Source organism: Spirochaetota bacterium (assembly GCA_025061835.1).
GTDB lineage: Bacteria > Spirochaetota > Brevinematia > DTOW01 > DTOW01 > SKYB106.
Map to the genome: position 1 here is coordinate 17769 of JANXAC010000009.1, position 22792 is coordinate 40560.

17 protein-coding genes and 2 tRNA genes are annotated in these 22792 nt (G+C 35.2%); 10 read left to right on the top strand and 9 right to left on the bottom strand.

Annotated elements, in window-relative coordinates:
• Positions 1-284: 284 nt before the first annotated feature.
• Positions 285-1052, bottom strand: coding sequence for an RsmE family RNA methyltransferase (locus NZ579_04800; protein ID MCS7299263.1), 768 nt, complete (start codon positions 1050-1052; stop codon positions 285-287).
• Positions 1049-1393: a P-II family nitrogen regulator gene (locus NZ579_04805; protein ID MCS7299264.1), complete on the bottom strand. Its 345-nt coding sequence runs from the start codon at positions 1391-1393 to the stop codon at positions 1049-1051. The genes NZ579_04800 and NZ579_04805 overlap by 4 nt, the downstream gene beginning before the upstream one ends.
• Before the next feature lie 514 nt (positions 1394-1907).
• Here NZ579_04805 and NZ579_04810 point away from each other — a divergent pair.
• A complete protein-coding gene (locus NZ579_04810; GenBank protein MCS7299265.1) occupies positions 1908-5000 on the top strand; it encodes a DEAD/DEAH box helicase in 3093 nt (1030 codons plus the stop codon).
• A gap of 79 nt (positions 5001-5079) precedes the next feature.
• Here NZ579_04810 and lepA read toward each other — a convergent pair whose 3' ends face one another.
• Positions 5080-6882 carry a translation elongation factor 4 gene (lepA, locus tag NZ579_04815; protein ID MCS7299266.1) on the bottom strand — a complete coding sequence of 601 codons (1803 nt, stop codon included), beginning with the start codon at positions 6880-6882 and terminating at the stop codon, positions 5080-5082.
• Between the two features lie 189 nt (positions 6883-7071).
• Between lepA and NZ579_04820 the strand changes: the two genes are divergently transcribed.
• The gene (locus tag NZ579_04820; GenBank protein ID MCS7299267.1) at positions 7072-9990 is read left to right on the top strand and encodes a hypothetical protein; all 2919 of its coding nucleotides are present in this window, start codon (positions 7072-7074) and stop codon (positions 9988-9990) included.
• An 11-nt stretch (positions 9991-10001) separates the two neighbouring features.
• On the opposite strand, the gene NZ579_04825 is transcribed toward NZ579_04820, so the two are convergent.
• The 4 genes from NZ579_04825 to rpsF form a co-directional block, all read right to left on the bottom strand.
• A tRNA-Ser gene (locus NZ579_04825) sits at positions 10002-10089 on the bottom strand.
• Positions 10090-10099: 10 nt separating this feature from the next.
• The gene (gene rpsR, locus NZ579_04830; protein MCS7299268.1) at positions 10100-10390 is read right to left on the bottom strand and encodes a 30S ribosomal protein S18; all 291 of its coding nucleotides are present in this window, start codon (positions 10388-10390) and stop codon (positions 10100-10102) included.
• Positions 10391-10413: 23 nt separating this feature from the next.
• On the bottom strand, positions 10414-11034 hold the full coding sequence (ssb, locus tag NZ579_04835) for a single-stranded DNA-binding protein (protein ID MCS7299269.1): 621 nt from the start codon (positions 11032-11034) through the stop codon (positions 10414-10416).
• 9 nt (positions 11035-11043) lie between these two features.
• On the bottom strand, positions 11044-11394 hold the full coding sequence (rpsF, locus tag NZ579_04840; GenBank protein ID MCS7299270.1) for a 30S ribosomal protein S6: 351 nt from the start codon (positions 11392-11394) through the stop codon (positions 11044-11046).
• A gap of 434 nt (positions 11395-11828) precedes the next feature.
• Here rpsF and NZ579_04845 point away from each other — a divergent pair, with 434 nt between their 5' ends.
• The gene (locus NZ579_04845; protein MCS7299271.1) at positions 11829-12359 is read left to right on the top strand and encodes a uracil-DNA glycosylase; all 531 of its coding nucleotides are present in this window, start codon (positions 11829-11831) and stop codon (positions 12357-12359) included.
• A 78-nt stretch (positions 12360-12437) separates the two neighbouring features.
• Here the strand turns inward: NZ579_04845 and lpxC are convergent, their stop codons facing one another.
• The gene (lpxC, locus tag NZ579_04850) at positions 12438-13259 is read right to left on the bottom strand and encodes a UDP-3-O-acyl-N-acetylglucosamine deacetylase (GenBank protein ID MCS7299272.1); all 822 of its coding nucleotides are present in this window, start codon (positions 13257-13259) and stop codon (positions 12438-12440) included.
• 158 nt (positions 13260-13417) lie between these two features.
• Here lpxC and NZ579_04855 point away from each other — a divergent pair.
• From NZ579_04855 to NZ579_04885, 7 genes are all read left to right on the top strand, one after another.
• Positions 13418-13501, top strand: a tRNA-Leu gene (locus NZ579_04855).
• Positions 13502-13526: 25 nt separating this feature from the next.
• Positions 13527-15293: a hypothetical protein gene (locus NZ579_04860; protein MCS7299273.1), complete on the top strand. Its 1767-nt coding sequence runs from the start codon at positions 13527-13529 to the stop codon at positions 15291-15293.
• Positions 15294-15297: 4 nt separating this feature from the next.
• Positions 15298-16029 carry a CBS domain-containing protein gene (locus NZ579_04865; protein ID MCS7299274.1) on the top strand — a complete coding sequence of 244 codons (732 nt, stop codon included), beginning with the start codon at positions 15298-15300 and terminating at the stop codon, positions 16027-16029.
• Between the two features lies 1 nt (position 16030).
• A complete protein-coding gene (tsaD, locus tag NZ579_04870) occupies positions 16031-17041 on the top strand; it encodes a tRNA (adenosine(37)-N6)-threonylcarbamoyltransferase complex transferase subunit TsaD (GenBank protein ID MCS7299275.1) in 1011 nt (336 codons plus the stop codon).
• A gap of 39 nt (positions 17042-17080) precedes the next feature.
• Positions 17081-17560: a gamma-glutamylcyclotransferase gene (locus NZ579_04875; GenBank protein MCS7299276.1), complete on the top strand. Its 480-nt coding sequence runs from the start codon at positions 17081-17083 to the stop codon at positions 17558-17560.
• Between the two features lie 283 nt (positions 17561-17843).
• Positions 17844-20387, top strand: a complete 2544-nt coding sequence (locus NZ579_04880) for a pullulanase (protein ID MCS7299277.1) — start codon at positions 17844-17846, stop codon at positions 20385-20387.
• 78 nt (positions 20388-20465) lie between these two features.
• Positions 20466-21149: a DnaJ domain-containing protein gene (locus NZ579_04885; GenBank protein MCS7299278.1), complete on the top strand. Its 684-nt coding sequence runs from the start codon at positions 20466-20468 to the stop codon at positions 21147-21149.
• A gap of 1 nt (position 21150) precedes the next feature.
• Here NZ579_04885 and NZ579_04890 read toward each other — a convergent pair whose 3' ends face one another.
• Complete coding sequence (locus NZ579_04890; GenBank protein MCS7299279.1) at positions 21151-22557, bottom strand: hypothetical protein; 1407 nt, start codon at positions 22555-22557, stop codon at positions 21151-21153.
• Between the last annotated feature and the right edge of the window lie 235 nt (positions 22558-22792).

Consider the following 22792-nt stretch of genomic DNA (forward strand, 5'->3'; position numbering starts at 1 on the left):
CTCTTTGATAGAAAAATATAAGAAAATCCATACGAAAATCAAATTAACATTATCTAACTAGGGTTTGTTTAGTGATAAACTATCAAATCACTCTACTGTTTGGAAAACCAACTCCTTAACTTCTTGCTTTATTTAGGTTCAACACAAGTAGTCTTAAAACCATATCTCGTATCTTTCATTGAAAGAGATAACTTCGTCATAGTATAAAACTAGATTGGCACACTGAGTGTCTAAACTCAAATACTATCCTTGTTCTAGGATGCTTCTTAACATATATCTCCCTACTATAGGTTTGGTTTTAGAAGTCTTAAAACAAACGAAACACCAACGCAGACAGTATCTGAACGAAGTAGTATTCTTTTACCAAGATTTACAGGCTTGAACCCTAAAGAAATGATACTATCCTCTTCCTCATCGGTGAATCCCCCCTCACTACCAACACAAATAACGATCCTCTCAAAACCTTTCAAGGCAGGTATAATATCTAGAAAGTCAAACGAGACATTATTGATTACTCTGTTTGTAAGCAATAGAAATTCTGTTTTACCATCAAAGTTACTGATGAATTTCTTGAAGTCATTCAGGTTCTTGGTTATGCTAAAGGGTTTTAGAACTGTTGTTGGAAATGGGTTACCTACGGTCTTTGCACCTTCGTAGGATATGCGTCTAAGTCTATCCATATACTTATCGTCAAAGCCGAAGTTTTGGGAATGCCTTGATATTATGGGCTGTAGGTAGTCGACGCCAAGTTCAGAGAGTCTATTAAGTTCATCCTCAAAAGTTCCCTTCTGAACGAGTGCTTGAACGATGAAGATCTCTGGCTTACTTCTTACTAGTCTTTCACTTGATAGAACCCTTAAGATTATACTATCCTTACCGAAATCAACAACCTTTGCCTTGTATTGTGTCTCTTCTTCAACTTGGTAGAAGAGTATTTCCTCACCAATCTTTATTCTTTGAACCTTTTTAAGATGCTTAAAGTCTTTCTGGTCCTCTATCGTAATCTTATCTCCGAAAATTCTGTTCTTTTCGCTAGAAAAGACGATCTTCATATAGCCTCTCTTCCTCTCTCACCAGTCCTTATCCTTATCACCTCTTCAAGAGGTAGAATGAATATTTTACCATCACCAATTCTGCCATCTTCGCTTCTTGCTACTTTAAGTAGAGTGTTTATCGTAGGTTCAACAAATTCGTCATTGACTGCAATTTCAAGTTTGACTTTTCTAACAAACCTTATTCCCTTGTCTATCCCCATGGTCTCATCAAGATACCCTCTTTGTCTTCCATATCCTTGAACTTCTGTAACGGTCATTCTAGAAACATCTATCTCTCTTAATGCCTCCTTGACTTCATCAAGTTTTTCGGGTCTTATAACTGCTATTATATACTTCATACCTCTATTTTGAAAATCGTAGTTATTGACATTCCAACTAGCACAGTTCAAGTTCAGTGAAGTCTGAAAAGGCAAGGTAAGTCTATAAGTTTGTCATTGCTTTTTGGTTTTGTATCTGTAGTTTTGTTAGTTCATTACTTCCTTAACTAGACTCCTCAATAGTTGTAAAAGTTTTCAATAAAATTCTAGGCTTTACTAACTGATGAAAAATAACAATTCTGAATTACAAAACTTAGTTATACTAAAGTTTGTGCTAGAGTTTGGTAAAGATTAGGGTGAAGAAGTATAACAAATAGAGAAACTATTAGAGAAACTATAGACACTTTATCAAAGTATATTCTTCTGCCTTCTAGGCGGGTTTAGCGGTGTTAGGGGAAGAAGGTTTTAAAAGGTACTTCGGTAAGTTATAGAAATGGGTATTCAGAGTACTTCCAACAAAAGACTCTTAACTAAACTTCGTGAGATAGTTATAGAAAACAAAGTTTTATGACATACATAATACTCTAGGTAGCGAATGGATGAAAAACTAAAACTACAGTTTGACATATACTCAAAGTTTGATATAGTTCATGTAAAGCCCTACACGCATCCAGAATACGAGGAAGGTGTTGAATTGTGTGAATATTCAAAAACACTACTTGAGAAACTCGGTATCAAACTTTACAAACATCAAGCAGAAGCAATTAATAAATTTTCAGAAGGTAATAATGTTGCTCTTGTCACACCAACTGCTTCTGGTAAAACATTAGCGTATTTGATATCATATCTAGAAGAACTCTACAAAGACCAAAACGCAGTAGCACTGTATATTGCTCCTACAAATGCACTCATAAATGATCAGGCAAAGAAGGTTGATAGTTACATAGGGAATGTAGTTCCATTCGTTGAAGTATATCCTCTAACTTCAGGTACCAGTGATAGCGTAAGAGCTAGAATAAAAAGTAGAGGAGGATTTGTCTTAACAAATCCTGAGATGCTTGTATATTCGCTCATACTATACAACCGAAGTTGGGAGAGGTTTTGGAAAAATTTAAAGGTAATAATCGTTGATGAGATACATGAAATGTCTGGGATAAAAGGTTCTCACTTCGGGAACATAATACGGTTAGTTAATATGCTTAATCATGTTTATGGAAACAACGCTAGATACTTCGCACTTTCTGGAACGATAGGAAATCCGAAGAGTTTTATAGAAAATCTATTTGGTAAAAAGTTCGTAATTATTGACAAAAGCACATCAGGCAACAAGAAAGTTGAATTTTTACTGCCTAACAGAATCTACCTATCAACTACCAGTAGTAGTGGAAGAATCGTTGATACTCTCAGAACCTTTGTAGATACACTTTCTAAAAAAACTATTGTCTTTGTTAACTCTAGAAGGATGGTAGAGAGGATAACAAAGATTATTAAAAATTCAAAACTATCTCATATCATAAGTCCTTACAGATCAGGGTATAATCATAAGGATAGAGTTGCAATTGAAAACATGTTCAAAGACGGGAAAATCAAAGGACTTATCACTACTTCTGCTTTTGAGATGGGAATTGATATTGGGGATCTTGATGTTGTATGTGCTATTGGCTTTCCATTTTCAAAGATTTCATTGAGACAGAGGTTCGGGAGAACAGGAAGAATAAGGGATGGAACTGTCGTATTCTTTCCTACTGAAAACATTCTAGACAACTACTACTACAACAATCCTCAAGAATTGTTTTCTGATGAAGTTGAAAACTTAAGTGCAAACGTACTAAATGACAGAATCATAGGATACTACATTGCGACATCCATAATTGCGTATAATGAGGCTACAGAGAGTACTAGTAACTACATAACTGATACTCTAATAGAAAAATACTGGGGGCAGGACAGTATATATACCATTGAAAAGTTCATAAAGAATCTTTCAGATAAGCAGAAGGGAGTCCTTTTCGGTGGTGCAAACCATAATAATGAAAAATATTTCTTTACGCAACTCACAAAAAACGATATAAGAAGGATGGTAAATATCCGCGGAATAGGAGTCTCATTTGACATATACGACGTTACAAAAAACAAAAGAATAGGAGAAATAAGTATTGAACGTATCTTCTGGGAGTGTCATCCGGGAGGAATATACATACACATGGGAGACAGTTATGAAGTAGTTAGTCTAGATTTTGACAATAAGATTGTCAGAGTAAAGCCTACTGAAAAAGATTTTTCAACAGAAGTTATAAACGACAAAGACATTGAAATACTAGGTGTTATCAAGACAAAAAAGTATAAAAATCTTTCACTTAACTACTGTAAGTTGAGAGTAAAGGAGATTTACACAGGCTATATCAAGTTTGAATATAGACCTAAAAACGTTAATGGCGAGATTATAAACGAAAAGGTTGTAATAAGCTACACTGAATATCCATCACCATATACTCTTGAATATGAAACTGAAGGAGTAGTTATCCTGTTTGACGGAAGGGAGATTAGAAAGATTATAAAGTATGATGAGGATATAAAATTTGTTAGGAGCAACAGATCAATGCAGAACTACAAGATTAATGAAGAGAATATTCTCAGGGCAGGTCTTCACTCTGCTGAGCACTCCATAATAGGTATGTATCCGTCGGAAATACTATGTAGTAGGAGTGAGATAGGCGGTCTTTCGTATGTAAGCGAAGGTGAAATGCCTGCGATCTTCATATACGAAGGTGTTGAAGGAGGGGTGGGATATTCTGAAATAGCATTTGAAAAGTTTGATAGGATAGTAAGAAGAGCATTCCTAGGTGTTAAATCCTGTTCATGTAAAGAAGATAGTGGATGTCCTGCTTGCATCCAATCACCTAAATGCGGAAATGCAAATAATTTACTATCAAAAAGAATAGGGTTAAAAGTTTTGAGTTTCATACTTGACTCTCTTGAAAGTTCAGTTGTAGAAAACAAAGAGGTTCTAACACCAAGACTCGTAAAATATTCAATAACTCATCTTAGAAAAGATATTCCAGAAGTTGAAGAAAATGAAAAGTATGGTTATTACAACCTCCTTGAGTATCCACTTGAAAATTTTAGAAAACCATTAGTTTTTGATGTTGAGACACAGATGTATTCCTACGAAGTAGGTGGTTGGGATAACGCAAAAGATATGCGTCTATCAATAGCGGTAGTTTATGATATAAAAGAGGACAATTTTCTCATATTCAACGAAAATAATGTCAGAGCACTCATAGATTTACTTTTTTCTTCAGATATAGTAATAGGTTATAACACAAGGAATTTTGACTACAAGGTCCTGTCTAGGTATGATAAACGTTTTGAAGTGAGCGACAATGTAAAAACTTTTGATATTCTTAATGACCTGATCAAGAGATATGTAGGAGAAACAAGAATTTCACTTAACAACCTTGTAAAGAATAATATCAACAAAGTTGGTAAGACGATGCATAGTAAGGATATGCCAAACTTCTTCAGAGAAGGGAAAATAGACCTAGTGATAAAACATTGTGAAGAAGATGTCATTTTCACTTACGAAATAATGAAGAAGATACTCAAAGATAGGTGTCTGAAGTATGAGAATAAAAATCAGGTCTTCACGATAGAATTTGACGAAGTTATTTTCAGGTTCAAACTATAAAACCCAAATTATATCTCCGATGAAACAAACGGAAAATTGTTGATGTTACATATATAGAAAGTATAATTCATTTGTAAATCTACTGATTTATTTTCATCACTTCTAGAAAAGCCTCTTGGGGGATGCTTACAGTCCCTACCATCTTAAGGCGTTTCTTACCTTCTTTTTGCTTTTCTAGTAGTTTTCTCTTTCTTGTTACATCTCCCCCGTAGCATTTTGCTGTTACATCTTTTCTCAAGGCAGATATATCCTCTCTTGCTATCACCTTGCTGCCTATTGCTGCCTGGATAGCGATCGGGAAAAGATGCTTTGGTATAAGTTTTTGAAGTTTCTTAACAAGTTCTCTACCTCTTATCTGGGCGGAGTCCCTATGAACTAGAAATGATAATGCATCAACAGGCTTACCATTAACAAGTATATCAAGTTTCACTATGTCTGACTCTCTGTATCCTATGAATTCATAGTCCATTGAGGCATATCCAGAACTTACACTCTTCAGTCTATCAAAAAAACCGTATATTACCTCTGACAAAGGCATTTCATATTTTAGTTCCACTCTTTTTGTATCTATGTAGTGCATACTTTTTTGCTCACCTCTTTTGTTTCTGATTATTTCCATAACTGAACCTATATACTCCTCAGGCGTTATTACTGAAACCAATGTGAAAGGTTCTTCAATACTATCTATTCTTGAGAGTTCGGGCATCTCCATAGTATTCTCTACATACAATGTGCTACCATCCTTCATATTGATTTTGTATTTCACTGTTGGTATGGTGCTGACAACGGAAACACCAAACTCAGTATCAAGGCGTTCCATAACAATCTGCATGTGTAGCAATCCGAGAAAACCACATTTAAACCCCATTCCCATAGAAGCAGAGTTTATCGGCTCAAATGTTATAGAAGCATCAGTGAGTTTGAGTTTATACATAACTTCCTTAAGTTCATTGAAGTCCTCATTTTCAGTTGGAAATATACAAGCATAGACCATAGGCTTTGGTTCTCTATATCCTGGAAGTGGTTCAGCGGTAGGATTGCTAGCAGAAGTTATAGTATCGCCTACTGTGAAGTCCGATATGGATTTTATATTACCTATTAGATATCCAACTTCACCTGCGGTAAGTTCATCCTTCTTGATAAACTTGAGAGCCATAGTTCCAACTTCTTCTACCTTATATTTTTTCTGTCCTCCCATGAAGAGTATTTCATCACCGGGCTTAACACTACCGTCAAATACTCTTATTTTTGCAACTACACCTTTGTAGTTGTCGTAGAAAGAGTCAAAAACTAGTGCTTTTAGGGGAGCGTTGATGTTTCCTTTCGGCGGTGGTATCCTTCTTATTATCTCCTCCATAAGCGTTTCTATTCCGATACCTTCTTTAGCACTTACGAGTATAGCATCATCGGAAGGAATACCGAGTTCTTTTTCAATCTCTCTTTTAGTTGCTTCAATGTCTGCACTTGGAAGGTCTATTTTGTTTATTACTGGAACTATCTCAAGCCCTTCCTCAAACGCAAGTAGAAAGTTAGTAAGCGTTTGAGCCTGAACACCTTGAGTTGCATCAACGAGTAGCAAAACTCCTTCACAAGCCTTTAGAGACCTTCTTACTTCAAAGTTGAAATCAACATGTCCAGGAGTGTCTATCAGATTGAATATGTAAGTATTTCCATCCTTTGATGTGTATAAGAATGTTGCTGACTGTGCTTTAACTGTTATGCCGTGTTCTCTCTCCACAGGCATAAAATCAAGAGCTGGAGCATCGTCGTTAGTCCTCTCCTTAACACCACCTATTTCAAGCAGTCTATCCGCAAGTGTTGATTTTCCGTGGTCTATGTGAGCGATTATTGAGAAATTCCTTATTTTCTTAAGGTCTATCATGCTATTAATTCTATATGTTTCCAAACAAGTCTATCAAAAACGAAAATTTGTAGTTTGATAGCATAAATACATTACTACTCTAAATGTTTAGATACTGGACACTTTTGGTTTTTTGAACATCTTAAACACTACTTAAGTAGTTTATCATCTATTTGATTAGAATGTTTAGTTTTATTATAATATTTACCAATGAGTATAAAAAAATTTTTGTATTCAGCATTGATAATACTTTTTTTCACTCCGTCTCATGATCTGTTTGGTTTCGGCAAGAACAAGATAACATACCGAAATCACGATTGGTATATTTATGATCTCGGGAACTATAAACTTTTCCTTGATACGAGTCAAACCAATGTTTTAGGTATAGTTATAAGAGCATTAAAGGATTCTGATGAGGATTTGAGAAGTCTTACTCAAAAGGAACTAGGTGAGGTTTTCCCAGTTATACTCTTTCCAAACCAGATTGACTTTCAAGCGAATAATGTAGTAGATGAGTTTATAAGCGAGGATACTGGAGGCTTCACTGAAGGTGTTAAGAACAGACTAGTTATGCCAATAAATGGTAACTGGGGATTTTTCAAGAGAGTCTTGAAACATGAGATGGTACATGTTTATCAGTTTGATGCACTTAAATCACCACAGTTCAGAAGAATCTTGAGGACTAGTGATGTAATAATTCCTCTTTGGTTTATAGAAGGTATGGCTGAATACTACTCCGTTGAATGGGATTTCTCGACTGAAGAGATAATAAGAGATATATCAGTAAATAATAACATTGTCCCTATAAGCAGATTGTCTGACCTAAACCGACTATATCCAAGTGAGTATATACTGATATATAAACAGAGTCAAGCATTTTTAAAATACATCGGCGATAGGTTTGGAAAGCCAACAATATATAAGATATTCAAATCATACCTTACAGGTGCTAAGGAACCTTTCAAGTCTGAAACAGGGATGTCACTTGAGGACCTGGAGAAAAACTTCGTGTATGAAACTAGGAAGAAATATCTCTCTATGCTATCTGAATACGAAGAGGCTGAAGCTTTTGCTAGGTCAATTACTGACGAACCGTATGGTTCTTCAACATACAGCAAGTTTATACCAACATTTGTATCATCAAACCTTGTAGCATTTTTGACATACAAAGACATTTACCCAAAAGTTGTCCTGTATGACACAAAAGACAAGAAGATAGTTAAAACACTAGTGATAGGAGGCTTTAATGAAAACTATCTGGAATTCCATATAACAAGAAACAACATATCTGCATCGGACAATGGTATTCTGGTCTTTGTGTCAAGGTCAGGTGGAAGAGACGCTATAAATGTGTATAGCATAACAAATGACTATACATACCAAATAACATTTGAGAATATAAGAATAATATCTTCTCCCGATATATCTCCTGATGGAGAGATTATAGTTTTTTCTGGATTTGATGGTAAGAGAGAAGATATATATCTATACTATTTAGGTACAAAGAATCTGGTCAGGCTCACGGATGACATTTTTTACGACTCAGAGCCGAGAATATCTCCTGACAAAAAGTATGTTTATTTCATCTCTACTAGGAATAAATCAAGTATATTCTCAACGGATACTGACATATACAGAGTAAGTCTGGAGGATAAAAGTATTGAAAAATTTATAGACCTAGGTGGTGAAGAACAGAATCCGTTTTTATCAAGAGATGGTAAATACTTGCTTTTTGTTTCAACGATTGACGGTGTAAGGAATATATTTGTGTATAACTTTGAGAACAACACCATAAGGAGATTTTCTAGGATCATAAGCGGTGCTTTCTCACCAAAACTGGATTTTACGTCTTCTAACATTATATTCTCATCAATTAACAATTTTACCTATAATCTGTATCAAAAAGAATTTGATATATCAAAGGTCTATACTAACGAAATAAAAAACCAAAAGGAGATACTACTATCAGATATAAGCAACTTTAACTTTGAAAATGAAAGAATATCAGGAATACAGCCAAGAGATGTGAATAGATATACACTAATACCGACTGTTGATTATATAACCGGTGCGTTTTCATTAAGCACTGATATAGGTTTCATAATTCTTCTAGGAGCAGGTTTCAGTGATATTCTCGGGGATCAGAGACTCTCTATACTATTCAATAACGCATATATTACAGGTCCTACATCATTCAGTCTATCCGAAATCAATTTTATAGCGTCATACTATAACTACAAATACTACTTTGACTTCGGTTTTCAGGCATATAACACTAGAGACTATATTTCGTCACTGATGAACTTTTTCTACCTACCATCTATGTTCTACGAAGTTGAGGGATATTACTATTCTAAAGCAGGTTTTGGTGGTATTCTGTCTTATCCTTTCTCAACATTCTCAAGGTTGGATCTATTTCTAGAAAGAACAGAGTATTTTGATATTCCAAGGATAGACTATCAGAACAATACTGTTGTTCCAAGCAGGATGTATTCTCTCAACAATGTTTCACTAAATTATTCATACGACTCTACACTATGGACAGCAGTAGGTCCTGTAAATGGTATAAGAACACAATTTAGGGCATCTTATTATCCTCCACTCTTTGATGGTGATAAGACATTATTTTCTCTCATAGGAGATTTTAGGGGATACTTAATGATAACGCTTATTGACACTGTGGCTTTTAGGATCGTTGGAGGCTTGAAGGAAGGTAAGGATGCAAGAACTATAAAGTTTGCTTTAGGTGGTGTTGGAACAATAAGGGGATACAGATTCAGAGAGTTTGAAGGAACTTATTTCCTTCTATCTAACCTAGAGATAAGGGTAGCACTCATAAGAGCTTTGCTTGGACCTTTTGGTTTTCCACTTCCACCCGTGTTTGCTAGCCTATTCTTTGATGCAGGAATGATAGGAGATAATCCGACACTATGGCAGATAACATACTTTGACGAAAATGAAAATGCTTTTAAACTCAAGGACCTGAAAATAGGTCTAGGAGTAGGTTTTGGTATTCTTTTGGGAACAGGTTTTAAATTAAGGTTAGATTTTGCATCACCGTTTGATGGTAGGAGAGTGCTTGACTACCAAAACTGGAAAGGATATCTGCAGATAGGATATGAATTCTAGAAAAGATCGTTCGGAGAGGGAGGGATTTGAACCCTCGGTAGGGGATACCCCTACACAGCATTTCCAGTGCTGCTCCTTAGGCCGCTCGGACACCTCTCCAAAAAATTATCTACCTGTCAGTGAAAGGTAATAAAGCCATTATCCTAGCAATCTTTATCTCTCTAGTTATTCTTTTTTGAACTTTTTTACAGAGTCTAGTTATCTTTGAGGATCTTATCTTGCCTGTTATCGTGATAAACTGTGATAGGATATCAACATCTTTGTAGGTTACATTAAGAAGTTTCTCAGGACAAGTTCTCTTTTTCTTCCTAACAGAAAAGCCCTTCTGAGTCTCTTGAGTTTTATCTTCAACACTCTGTTTCTCCTCAAAAGACTGATTATCAATCTTTTCTTCCAACATCTCAAACCTCCTCTTGAAATGTTTTAAAATTTTTTATTAGTATCCATATCTTCTACATCATCATCATGATTTCTATTATTATTTTCATCTGACTCATCAAGTCCTTCGTAATCATCCGTTTGATCTTCAATATCTTCAGGGAAACTATCATCAAGAGTATCCCCTTCACTACTTGAATCATCATAAGAATTGTCAATGTGGGGCTGATACTGTACTTCTCTAGACTGTATATCAGACTGAGCTACTTGTTTGCTAGTATCAATATTATGTTTTAAATTGCTGTTTTCTTGAATACTCACTTCTTCTTGAGGCTTTGGAGAAAGCAAAATTAGATCTTCTGCAACTACTTCTGTCTTAACACTTACGACCTTATTACCGTTTTGGTCTTTTTTTTCTCTCCTTATCTGTATTAACCTACCTTCAACTAGTATCTTCGTTCCTTTCTTTGTATATTTTCTGACAACATCACTTATAGGTTCCCAGAAGTTCACATCAAAGTAAAAAGTATTCTTTTTATCTCTATATGTGTCATCAATTGCTAACGTAACTTTAATTAGTTTTTTACCACTTTGTGCCAATAATATTTCCTCAGGGTCTTTCGTCAAGTTCCCGACAAGTATTACTTTATTAAAACTTCTAGCCATAAATATCCTCTAATTAGTGTGTTTTATCTTCAGTATTATATGCCTTATGATGTTCTCGTTTATTCTAACTAGTCTATCTAGGTTTTCTACTGTAGAGTATGTTCCTTCAAATACGATGAATTTGTAGATACCTTCTAGATACTTTTTCCTGTTCTTCCTTATAGGATATGCTAGTGTTCTTCTACCGAGCTCAGACTCATTCAGAACTTTACCGCCATATTGTGTTATTATTCCTTTTACCTTATCCATTACTGTGCCGACAATTTGCTCAATAGGCTCTAGTATAAGACCAATCTCATATGTCTTCAGCTGATTCTGTTTTGACTGTGATATAAGACTTCTTATCTCTTTTACATCCATATATTCACAATTACAGTCTTGATCAAGACTGTAAAACCGAGAATTTTTTTGCCCCCTCGGTCATAGGACATGTTTTTGCAGACTACAATTCTATATAAGAAGTTCGGTATCTTTCAATCTGGTAACATTCTTGTCAGGATGTCTAAAAATTGTTAGGACCTTTCAATGAATTACCTTAATCTAACTAAATCTTAACTTCCGAAATCAACCAAAAATTGCGAAGGATAGTAACGCGATTTTAAACTTGATGCAAATCAATGGAGAAAATAGATTTGGATGGTTTAATAAGAAGGTTAGAACTCCTTGCTAAAGACGAACCATTCTACTCAGGATTATTTTCCAATAGTGGTGATAAAAAAACTAATCAAACAACCATCAAATCAACTACAACATATAATCAAAAGTCAGATGAAAAACTCAAACAGCTTAAGCAGATAGATAAAGAGATAATATCGTGTAAGAATTGTAATCTGCATACTGGTAGGACCAAAGCAGTTCCCGGCGAAGGTAGTTACTACGCGAAGGTTATGATAATAGGTGAAGCACCAGGTAGAGAAGAAGATATACAAGGAAGACCATTTGTTGGAAGAGCAGGGCAATTGCTAACAAAACTCCTTTCAGAGATAGGTTTAAGTAGGAATGAAGTATATATAACAAATATTGTAAAGTGCAGACCTCCTGAAAATAGACAACCATCACAGGAAGAAGCAATTGCTTGTAATCCATTCCTTAAACGACAGCTGGAACTAATATCTCCAAGGGTTGTAGTCCTTCTAGGTGCTACCGCTTCAAAGTATGTAATAGGTGAAGACAAGATAACAAAGATAAGAGGTAGGATTTTTGAGATAGACAACATTATATTTCTACCAACCCTACATCCTGCAGCGGTTCTGAGAAATGAATCGCAATTACCTCTTATAAGAGAGGATTTTGAAAAACTTAGAGAAATACTTAAGAATGTTTAGATGTTATAATTTGGTAAAGATCTACTTAAAAAATACTTTAACTTTCTTCAATTTAGTTATGCAGGTTGTCTATGGGATTTACATATACTCATCGTATATCATAGATATTAATTTGCAGTCAACGAAGTGACCACTTTTTCTTGCTATAAACTCACCTACTATTCTTGGATAAAACAGTGCAATAGCACCAAGAAGGTCCAATACCTTGTGTCTAACACTCTCATTAGAATACCTACTCTCATTCAGAGACCTTCTTTCAGTCCTACTATACACATGTACATTATCTAACCCTGCTCCAAGTGCTAACCCCGACTTTCTCAAAATTTCAGCATCCTCAATAAAACCAAAAGTTCTTGCATTACATATTTCTCTCAAGAAACTATCCTCATTGATTTCAATTCTCATATGTTCCCTGCCTATCACATCAAATTCTATCTCATAATCAATAACAAGCCTATCATTTGGCTTGAATTTGATATACTGGTCTTCATTCTTATGAAAGTAAAATTCAATATCGGGATAGAAATAATTTTTCTTATCCTTTTGCTTAACTATACCCGCTTCCAGCATTCGTTCAACGAAGACCTTTGAACTACCGTCAAGGATAGGTATCTCGCTTCCTCTAACTATTCTTACGATTACATTATCAATCCCTAGACCAAACAGAGATGCTAACAAGTGCTCAACAGTCATGATCTTATAATCACCAAAGCACAACGAAATGTTGTGCAGAGTATCGCATACACTTTTTATACTACATTCAAAAGTTTTATCCTCTACTTGGAACAATATACCACTATTTTCTTCAGCAGGCAGTAGTTCAATGGCGGAGTATTCCCCAGTGTGTAGTCCAATTCCCTCAAAAAATACAGGTCTTGACAAAGTTTTTTGATAATCCATAGACTTATTAACATTAAAAATCTAATAAAAACTGACGAGTATGTAAAATCTTACTTTAGGTTCAACATCCATTTAGCCATTGAATAAACTAGAATTTTTTTGTATCCGAGTGAATTTGATAAAGATTTATACAGGCTTATATACTTTGTATAGGTCCAGCCGAGATGGCGGAACTGGCAGACGCGCCTGACTCAAAATCAGGTGGTGGCAACACCGTGCGGGTTCGACTCCCGCTCTCGGCAATGTAAATGAGAAAGAGGTAGTATTGTGAAAAAAACATTAAAATTCCTTCTATACACTCTAGTCACTATCATCACAATAGCGTTTATAGTAGTTATATCAGCATTCTCAAATTTCTATAACAACTTATCATCACTTGGTATAAGTTCCATAGTGCTATCAAATATATCCATAATAACTATAATAACTGTTCTAGTCTTCTTATTCACACTTATTCCTTTCACTACCAGAACAAGTATATCCTTCTCAAGATACCAACTCAAAACTGACCTTAAGCAAGGTCAAAAAAAGTTTTTTATAGCCCTAGATGTTATAGTATCTCTAATACTAACAGTAATAGTTATACTGAATTACAAAAACATCTATGCGTATGTGAGTCTAGTAAAATCTATGGATAACATACTTGATTTCTATAACTATCCATTCATACTGCAGATTCTAAAGACAATTATAATATACATCTGCTTGTTTGTCATCTATCTCATCCTGCCTATACTATACTTTTCACATAAATCCTACAACATCAGGTTTTTATTTTCGGGAATAGTTCCTCACAAATTCTCACCTTTCATATCACTGTACCTATTCATATCACTCATATTCATTTCTTTGTCAATATTGCTGTTGTCTCTAATCTTTTCCGTTGAGGTATATCCAGACTATTCAATTATTCTAACAACAGGTTTCGTAGCATCCTTGGTAGTTTTACTCTATTCCTTACTACTTTTCACAAACTTATTAAGGAATGTTTCTATACCATGGTATATAAACGTAATACCAGTATTCTTCGTAGTTTTATTTATTGTTGTTAGCACATTCTCAAAAAACATACCTTCAGTGAGTCTTTTGAAACTTGAATTAATAGACACTATACACGAAGAACAATCCTCTTCAAAGTTTATTGTAAAAGTCAGAGAATCTAGTGTAGAAGAACTTTTTGAAAAGATTGACTTGAAGAAACTAGAATACCTAAACACAATTCAGATAACAGATTACTCGCTGCCCAAAAACGAAGATGCTTTCGTTAAGGTTATAAGGAAGTCAAAAATACTTGAGAGATTGTTTTTATTCATAAGTTCAGGAGTTTTAGATTATTTAGTCAAACAAAACCTTACAATCACAAACTACCTAAACCTCTCCGATGTGTTTGAGATTTTAATACCATATTCATTTTCCTTATATTCAAAACTTGGCAATACTAACTTTCTAGAAGTTTCAATACCTTATGAGTTTAACGAGCAAATATTCTTCTATAAGCTTTACTTGCTACTGTGGTATAACAGCGATATGGAGATACAAACCAAAACAACACCAGAAATCCAGAGTGATCTACAACTATTTACTTCCAAAGACTACTATATCATTACCAAGAAACTTAGGATAAGAAAAGGTAATGAATTTGTGTTCTACACGAAGGGCACTAATTATTACTACTACATCTTAAGTGGAGTAGGTTTCTGCGTCATACTTTCAAATGAAAACTACCTCAACTATAAGGTTAAAGATTATGTGAGTGGTGAGAACTTTGTATTTGTTGAGGGAGTTCCATTGTTTATAAGCAATATTTCATTAGGTAGCAAGGTTGTAGGATTAAAAGTAAGATATTTTGATGTTGAAGGAAGGGGTGAAAATATTCAAAGTAGTATTTCAAACCTTATCGGCAACGCAAATTATTACTATAAAGTTATTGAACTTACCAATAGGATTGGAGCTCTAAAGAGATATCTGAAAGACAACGAAGATAAGATACCACCTGATATCCTTGATAAGATAAGATCATTTATACCAGAATAACGCTATGCCAAAGCGTAGAAGTTTTCAAAATCTTCAGAGAACGGTTTCCAAATATTTATCAAATATCTATGCTGGTGAGATGGTTCTTCCTAGACCACATGCAGTTGTTTGCTATAGTGATGATACAATTGACGAAGTGTTAGACAAATTCAAGAAATACATGTATTCAAGACTCCCTCTGATTGATAGAAACACTGACAAGATAGTTGGCTACATTTTCTACAAAGACTTCTTCGGCAAATATATTGAAACGAACGGCAAGTTTGATCTGAATGGAATAAGAAGGAATATCATATTTGTTCCTGAAAATATGAATGCTAGTAATATTCTTTCTCTTATGAAGCAAAAGTTCACAAATATAGCTGTTGTCGTTGATGAGTATGGAAACCACATTGGTATCATAACACTAGAGGACATAGTAGAGAAAGTTATGGGGGAGATGCTTGATGAGACTGATAACAAAGAGGATGAAGATTTTGAGATACAGAAGTTGTCACAAGATGAGTATCTTGTTAGTGCATGGGCACCTATTGAGCAAGTATCTATTGAAATTGGGCTTGATATTGATGATGAACTGCTTGACAAACTTGATGTCAGAACGCTTATGGGCTTCATAATGTTTATAACTGGTAATATTCCAAAATATAACAATGTTTGTGAATATAAAAACTTTATATTCAAGGTTGTTGAGATTGAAAACAACAGACCTTCAAAAATACTAGTAAAGAGAAAGTGATATGCTCGTTCTTGGCATAGAAACTTCGTGTGATGAAACATCAGTAGCAATAGTCAAAAATGGTAAGGAAGTATTGTCAAATGTAGTAATCTCACAAATAGATTTTCATAAGGAATTTCATGGAGTTCTACCGGAGATTGCTTCAAGAAAACACCTTGAGTTTATAAATATAGCACTACAGAGGTCTCTTGAGGAGTCAAGAGTAAGACTTGAGGAGATTGATAGTGTTGCAGTAACATTTGGTCCAGGATTACTATCATCGCTTCTCATAGGAGTGAATGTTGCAAAAACTATTTCGTTCTTTCATAACAAACCACTCATTAAGGTTGATCACGTTGAAGCACATCTTTTTTCACCATTCATTGAATATGATGTAGAATTCCCTTTTATTGGTCTTGTTGTCTCAGGGGCACACACAAACCTTTTCATTGTCAGAGACTTTTATAACATTGAAATGGTTGGATATACCGTTGATGATGCGGTTGGTGAAGCGTTTGATAAGGTTGCTAAGATGCTAGGACTTGGTTATCCGGGAGGTCCAATCATTGACAAACTCTCAAAAGAAGGTAATCCCGAGAAGTTCAACTTCCCTCTAGGAGCAATTGATAAGCATTATGATAGGTATAACTTCAGCTATAGTGGTCTTAAAACGAGTGTTCTTTACACTATGAGAAAGATTGGTAGTCTGGATGAACAAACAGTCAAAGATATATGTGCTTCATTTCAGAAGTCAGCAATTGATGTTTTGCATATCAAAACCAAGTGGCTTTCGGATGAAGTTGGTATAAGAAATATCGTTGTAGCAGGCGGAGTATCTGCAAATTCGTATTTGAGAAAAAAGTTTCTAGAAGACAGAGATATTAAGTGCTATATACCTTCTGTAAAATACTCAACTGACAACGCTGCTATGGTGGCATCGCTCGGATACTTTAAGCCTACTCCTGCAAGATATGAAGATGAACCATACCCCAGAATACAACAGATTGTAAAAGGAAAAAGAAAAGTTAGATAACATTTTTCAATAAGCTCTTGTTATGTTATATTTATATCTATGAAAAAGGAAAACTATGTTTTTGTCTATGGGACTCTAAGAAAAGGTTTAGGAAACCACTATCTCCTTAAGGAAGCGAAATTCATCGGCTTTGCCAAAACTAAAGAGAGATACACCATGTACGCAAGAACAATACCATTCGTAAATAAGAACATAAAAACAAGTCAGATAATAGGGGAAGTTTATTTGGTTGATGATGAAACATTATCCAAGTTAGATTACCTAGAGGGTCATCCCAGTTGGTATTATAGAGAGATGATTGATGTAATTTTGGATAAAGGACAATACGATACTATTCCAGAAAATATCCATGATTACAGTGAAGAACTAAAAGCGTGGATCTACTTTAACGATACAGAAGAGGGTAGAATTGTCACTAGTGGCGATTATCTAGATATATTTAGACTAGAGTTTAAAAAAGTTAGACCTTCTAGAAGACTGAAGTCTAGTCAAGAGGTTGGTATTTTTATAGCATTTTGAATGCCTGATTTACATAACTCACATACACAATTCCTAAATCTTCTTCTAACCTTAGCAATACCTAATCTGCTTGGAAGGTAGAAAAATACAAAAATTCCAGAATACCTCACTTACACATTTACACTCAAACGCACACACGTACTCTCTCCTTATCAGCCTAACATTTAACGCTATAATCAAAAAATAACGACTTCACAAAGTTCCTAAAATCCTTAATCTGTTGAATTGTTATTACGCTTTTGTTCAAAATAAGTATCTGATAACATTAGACAGGAGGTATATTATGTATCGTTTGATGCTTATTCTGATGAGTGTAACCTTTTCTATAGGGATTTTACTGAGTAGTTGTGTTCCACCGGAGGAGGAGACGGCAGAGGTAAAAGAACAACCAGAATATAAGTTGCAAGTAGTTGTTGCTTCTGCGATAGATGAAACCAATGTTAGTGTAACTTTAAAGTACACTCCCCCTCAAGGATTTGAGTTTAAACCTGATATGTTTGTCATAAGGTCAGACGCTGATACTAACAAACAGATAAAGGTAATTGATGTAAAGCCTCTCAAGAAAAAGGAGGTTAGGCTTACTCTGGGTTCTCCTATAACTGTTGATGATGTTTGGGCTATCTCAACTAGTGATGATACTACCTTTAGAAACAAGAGGTTTATAAACTACGAGAAGATACTATATAAATTCTACTCGGACAAGCCATTAGGACATAATATAGAAGGAGGTGTTAATGTTTTTAGAGTTTTCTCATCAAGGGCTACTAAGATAACGCTTGTGATTGCAGATGACCCGATTGAGATGAAGAACAAAAAAGAGTATGATATGACAAGGGATCCAAACGGTGTATGGGAAGCTAAAGTTGAAGGAAACTTGTTTGGAAAGTATTATGGATATAGAGTTAGTGGTCCAAAACACTTTACTGAGGCTTTTGACCCAGACCTTGTAATATTTGACCCTTACGCAAAAGCAATAGCAGTTGAGAATTCATACAAACAGAAAGGTATGGGAGTTATAATAGATACTTCAAAGTATAACTGGGAAGGAACTGACTGGGTAAGACTGAAAGCAGAGGATGCAATAATATATGAGTCACACTTGAGAGATTTTACAGCACATCCCTCTTCAGGTGTTCCTGAAAACATAAGAGGAACATATAAAGGCTTTATCTACACTGGTAAAGGTGTTATCGGTGGGATAACCTGGCTTAAGGAACTAGGAGTTAATGCTGTTGAGTTTCTACCTATACATGAGTCTGGAACTTACGAGCCACCATTTGGTCAGCAAGTAGAACACGCAGGTGCTGAAAAAGGTGGAACAATAGTCAATACCTGGAATGCTCACTCTAGAAATCACTGGGGGTATATGACAACTTCTTTCTTCTCTCCAGAATCATACTATTCTTCAGGTGATTTGACACCCGGGAAGTATAGTGGTTTAGGTGGTGTTCAGGTTAATGAGTTTAAAGATGTTGTCAAGGCTTTACATAAAGAAAAGATTGCAGTGATGCTTGATGTTGTGTATAACCATGTATCGCAATATGACTACAATCCTCTTAAGAGGCTTGACAAGAAATACTACTTCTTTATGAACGACTTCCACGGTTATGATGCAAGAAGTGGATGTGGTAATGATGTTGATACAGCAAAACCTATGGCTAGTAGATTGGTTGTTGATAGCGTCAAATACTGGATGGTAGAGTATAAGATTGACGGATACAGATTTGACCTTGCGACTATAATTGACTGGAAAACGCACGAGAAAATTATAGCTGAAACTAAGAAACTTAATCCTGAAGTTATACTAGTTGCTGAACCTTGGGGTGGTGGTAGAGGAGAACCAAGAGATGGTGGTGGATACACACTAGTAGGCTTCTCAAAGAGAGGAATGGGTGCTTGGAATGATAGAGTGAGAAACTTCATAAGGGGTAGTGCTTCTGCTTCTTCAAAGCCTGGAGCTGGTATAGTATTTGGCAAAGGTAGTAATGATGATATGAGAAGGTTTGTGCTAGGGTTCTTAAGGGATGTTGGAGGAGAGTTCTACGAGAAGGGACATAACATAAATTATGGCGAATCGCACGATAACGAAACACTTGGAGACTTTATAAGGATAGGGAACGGTGATTATAAGACGCATCAGGTTGTAAATGTTAGTAAAGCCGAGTTTGTCAAACTTACACCAAAACAACTCGCTCAAAACAAGATTGCTGCACTTTTCCTATTTACAATACAAGGTGGTATAATGATCCATCAGGGTCAAGAATTTGCTAGAACCAAGATTGTTGATCCCAACAGTCCTTGGTTAAAGGATTTCAAAAAGGATGAAAAGGGTAACTGGTATAAGGAAATTATTCTACCTAATGGAAAGACCAACAGGGTGAATTGGCCTGGTGGTAAAGCAAAACCTCTAACCGTTGACCACGATAGTTATGAAAAAGATGATGATACGAACTGGATAAATTACGAAGAAGCACTTAAAATTGAACCTAACAGAGAACTTCTAGAATACTACAAAGGATTGATTGCGATAAGAAAGAAGTTCAATCCATTTAGAAAAGCAGATATTAAGGCTATCAAGTTTATAAACGCTAAAGAAAATATAAGTCCAACCTTGGGGTGGATATTACCCGGTGATGCTACTACTGGTGGTAAAGATATTGTAGTTCTCGTTAATGCAAACCACAATAGTTCAGCAACATTTACTTTACCTGAAGGTGAATGGGATGTTCTAGCAAACGAGAAGGTCGCAGGCTTGAAGCCTGTTGGAACAGTCTCTGGTGAAGTGGTCATTCAGCCTATAGCAGGTATGATACTGATAAAGAAATAATAACTAATCAAAGGGGGGTATCCCCCTCGTATTCAATTAACTTTGATTAAACTTGAGTTCGTTGAGTAAAATTTATGTATGGATGAAAGTGATTTTAAAGACTACTACGAGATACTTGAAGTTGAGTATGGAGCACCAGTTGAGAAAATAAAAACAAACTTTAGAAAACTTGCTAAAAAGTATCATCCTGATGTGATTGGTAGTAGTGATGGAAGTATTGATTTCAAGATAATATTGGAGGCTTATAAAGTTTTAACTGATGAGAAGTTAAGAGAGAGTTATAATAAAGAATACCTAACCAAGAAAAACAAGGTAGTTTCAAAAAATTCTGATGCTATTAAAAACGTAATTGATCCAAGCAGAGTTGAGTATAAGCTTTCGCTACTTAACATATCAAAAGCAGGATTTGACCTTTCAAAGGGTTTTTCTAGACAAGAATTTCTTGAGGAGCTGGGTGAGGACCTTGTTGTCTATCTTACAGACAAGGAAATTGAGGAAGGTGCCGTTCTTGTTATTCAACTTCCTGCTAGGTCGGTGTGTAATGTATGCTATGGAGCTAATAGGAACTGTTATAGGTGTGACGGTACAGGTTATATAACTACATTGGAGGATGTCAAGGTAGTTATACCTCCAGGAGTTAAACATTCTGAGGTTATGTTTGTTGATCTGAAGAAAATAAAGAAAAGAAGAGGAGTAACAAAATTTTCACCTAATGATCTAAAAATAAAGGTTATGTGGTTGTCAGTTATGGATATAAAATGAACTATAGTTCTTTTGCGAACTTTGATATATCCTTTATCTTCACATCACCGCTTCTCTCTATCATCTTACTCCAATCCGAGAATATTGCTTCCTGATACAGAAACTGATAAGCAGAGAAGATTTTGTCCGCAACTTCTGAAACTTTTGACGGTATCCTGTCTCTAGAGATTATTTTATAAATTACCTTAGTCTGGTTGTCTATGTCTTGGATACCAACCTCTCCCGCAGGTTTCTTGAAAAATGATACCATAATTGAAATATCGTAAATACCTCTTGGTAAAGATAATGCTTCACCCTTAGTATCGGGAACGTACTCTGTCAAGGCTTTAACTATGCTAAATTTACCAGTTCTATAAGTTTTAACTCCATACAATCTACTTATGCCTGTAATGTCGTTCTTTGATAGAAGTTCCTTTATATTATTGAGTGCTTCCTTTATCTTGTCCGAATACTTGCCTTGTAGCGATGAATATTTATCAAGCACATACTTCAGAGATACATAATTTTTTACTTTCTCTTCAAGTGATGAGAATGGAGTTATACTACTAACCCTGTATATCACATATTTTCTGTTCTCAAAAAATGGTTTGGATATTTTGTTTATATCATCTGGTAATCCTGTTATTATGTTTTTGTTCTTTTCAGGGTCTAGTTTTACTAGGGTTTTCTCCTCGTAGTTCTCAACTTGGTTTGATATGAATGAGTATGCTGATTTTCTATCGCTGAAGATCAGTTTCTCAACTGTGATGGGTATCTTCGCATTGAGCGACATATCCTTGTAGTTTGATATGTAAAAAGCCTCAATATCTTTAGGGTTGGAGTTTATTTCACTTTTTCTTATGAACTCTACTTCATCAAACTCAACTATGTCCATTGAGACTTTTAGGTCATCAAGTGTCTTGAAGAGGTAGAAACTTGTTTGTGATCTCTTCGGTATTCTACTTATGAATGTGTTTATCTTTGTTGGTAGGTATGAAGATTTAAGCAGTGATTCAACATTTAATCTTGCTACCTTTATGTCTGATGATGTGATATCCGTTTTTCTTGCTATGTTGTAGACATTGTCTGCAGTTACTTTGTCTATAAAGTCCTCTGGTAGTGAGAAACCATTGTTTTTGGCGAACTCCTCTGTGAGCATACTAACAACAACATTCTGAACTGCTTTGTTAAGAATCTCTTCTTTGGTTCTGGTTTTATACATTTCACGGAGTCTCTCATACTCTCTTATAACAGGAGAGTTTCCGTAGAATTCAACACGCTTTCCATTTACTTCTGCTATATATTCCATATCTTGAGGTATAGCAGTTTGACCACTATAGGATAGAAATATAGAAACAGTGAATATGAAGGCTATGAATACAATAACCACAGTCGCCCAAAACCGCTTCCAGTTAAATTCCTTCTTCATACTTACCTCCAGTGTTGGAATATATTATATTTCATCTAGGATACTAGATAGAAGTTTTTGAATATTCTTTCATTAAACTTTGATGTTTTCTTGAGAATTTTTAGGACTGTTAAGGGAGTAATTTACAGTAAAGTCGGAGAGCATAACTTCAATATTGAAGATTAACCATATGCGAGTTTTAGGATTGAAAACCAAGAAAAATTTAGGTCAAAGAAATGCTTTAAACTCGTAATAT

What these genes read in the sequence shown, in the direction of transcription:
- NZ579_04800 (MCS7299263.1), bottom strand. Translation starts at nt 1,052, where the DNA reads ATGAAGATCGTCTTTTCTAGCGAAAAGAACAGAATTTTCGGAGATAAG.
- NZ579_04805 (MCS7299264.1), bottom strand. Translation starts at nt 1,393, where the DNA reads ATGAAGTATATAATAGCAGTTATAAGACCCGAAAAACTTGATGAAGTC.
- NZ579_04810 (MCS7299265.1), top strand. Translation starts at nt 1,908, where the DNA reads ATGGATGAAAAACTAAAACTACAGTTTGACATATACTCAAAGTTTGAT.
- lepA (MCS7299266.1), bottom strand. Translation starts at nt 6,882, where the DNA reads ATGATAGACCTTAAGAAAATAAGGAATTTCTCAATAATCGCTCACATA.
- NZ579_04820 (MCS7299267.1), top strand. Translation starts at nt 7,072, where the DNA reads ATGAGTATAAAAAAATTTTTGTATTCAGCATTGATAATACTTTTTTTC.
- rpsR (MCS7299268.1), bottom strand. Translation starts at nt 10,390, where the DNA reads ATGTTGGAAGAAAAGATTGATAATCAGTCTTTTGAGGAGAAACAGAGT.
- ssb (MCS7299269.1), bottom strand. Translation starts at nt 11,034, where the DNA reads ATGGCTAGAAGTTTTAATAAAGTAATACTTGTCGGGAACTTGACGAAA.
- rpsF (MCS7299270.1), bottom strand. Translation starts at nt 11,394, where the DNA reads ATGGATGTAAAAGAGATAAGAAGTCTTATATCACAGTCAAAACAGAAT.
- lpxC (MCS7299272.1), bottom strand. Translation starts at nt 13,259, where the DNA reads ATGGATTATCAAAAAACTTTGTCAAGACCTGTATTTTTTGAGGGAATT.
- NZ579_04865 (MCS7299274.1), top strand. Translation starts at nt 15,298, where the DNA reads ATGCCAAAGCGTAGAAGTTTTCAAAATCTTCAGAGAACGGTTTCCAAA.
- tsaD (MCS7299275.1), top strand. Translation starts at nt 16,031, where the DNA reads ATGCTCGTTCTTGGCATAGAAACTTCGTGTGATGAAACATCAGTAGCA.
- NZ579_04875 (MCS7299276.1), top strand. Translation starts at nt 17,081, where the DNA reads ATGAAAAAGGAAAACTATGTTTTTGTCTATGGGACTCTAAGAAAAGGT.
- NZ579_04880 (MCS7299277.1), top strand. Translation starts at nt 17,844, where the DNA reads ATGTATCGTTTGATGCTTATTCTGATGAGTGTAACCTTTTCTATAGGG.
- NZ579_04885 (MCS7299278.1), top strand. Translation starts at nt 20,466, where the DNA reads ATGGATGAAAGTGATTTTAAAGACTACTACGAGATACTTGAAGTTGAG.
- NZ579_04890 (MCS7299279.1), bottom strand. Translation starts at nt 22,557, where the DNA reads ATGAAGAAGGAATTTAACTGGAAGCGGTTTTGGGCGACTGTGGTTATT.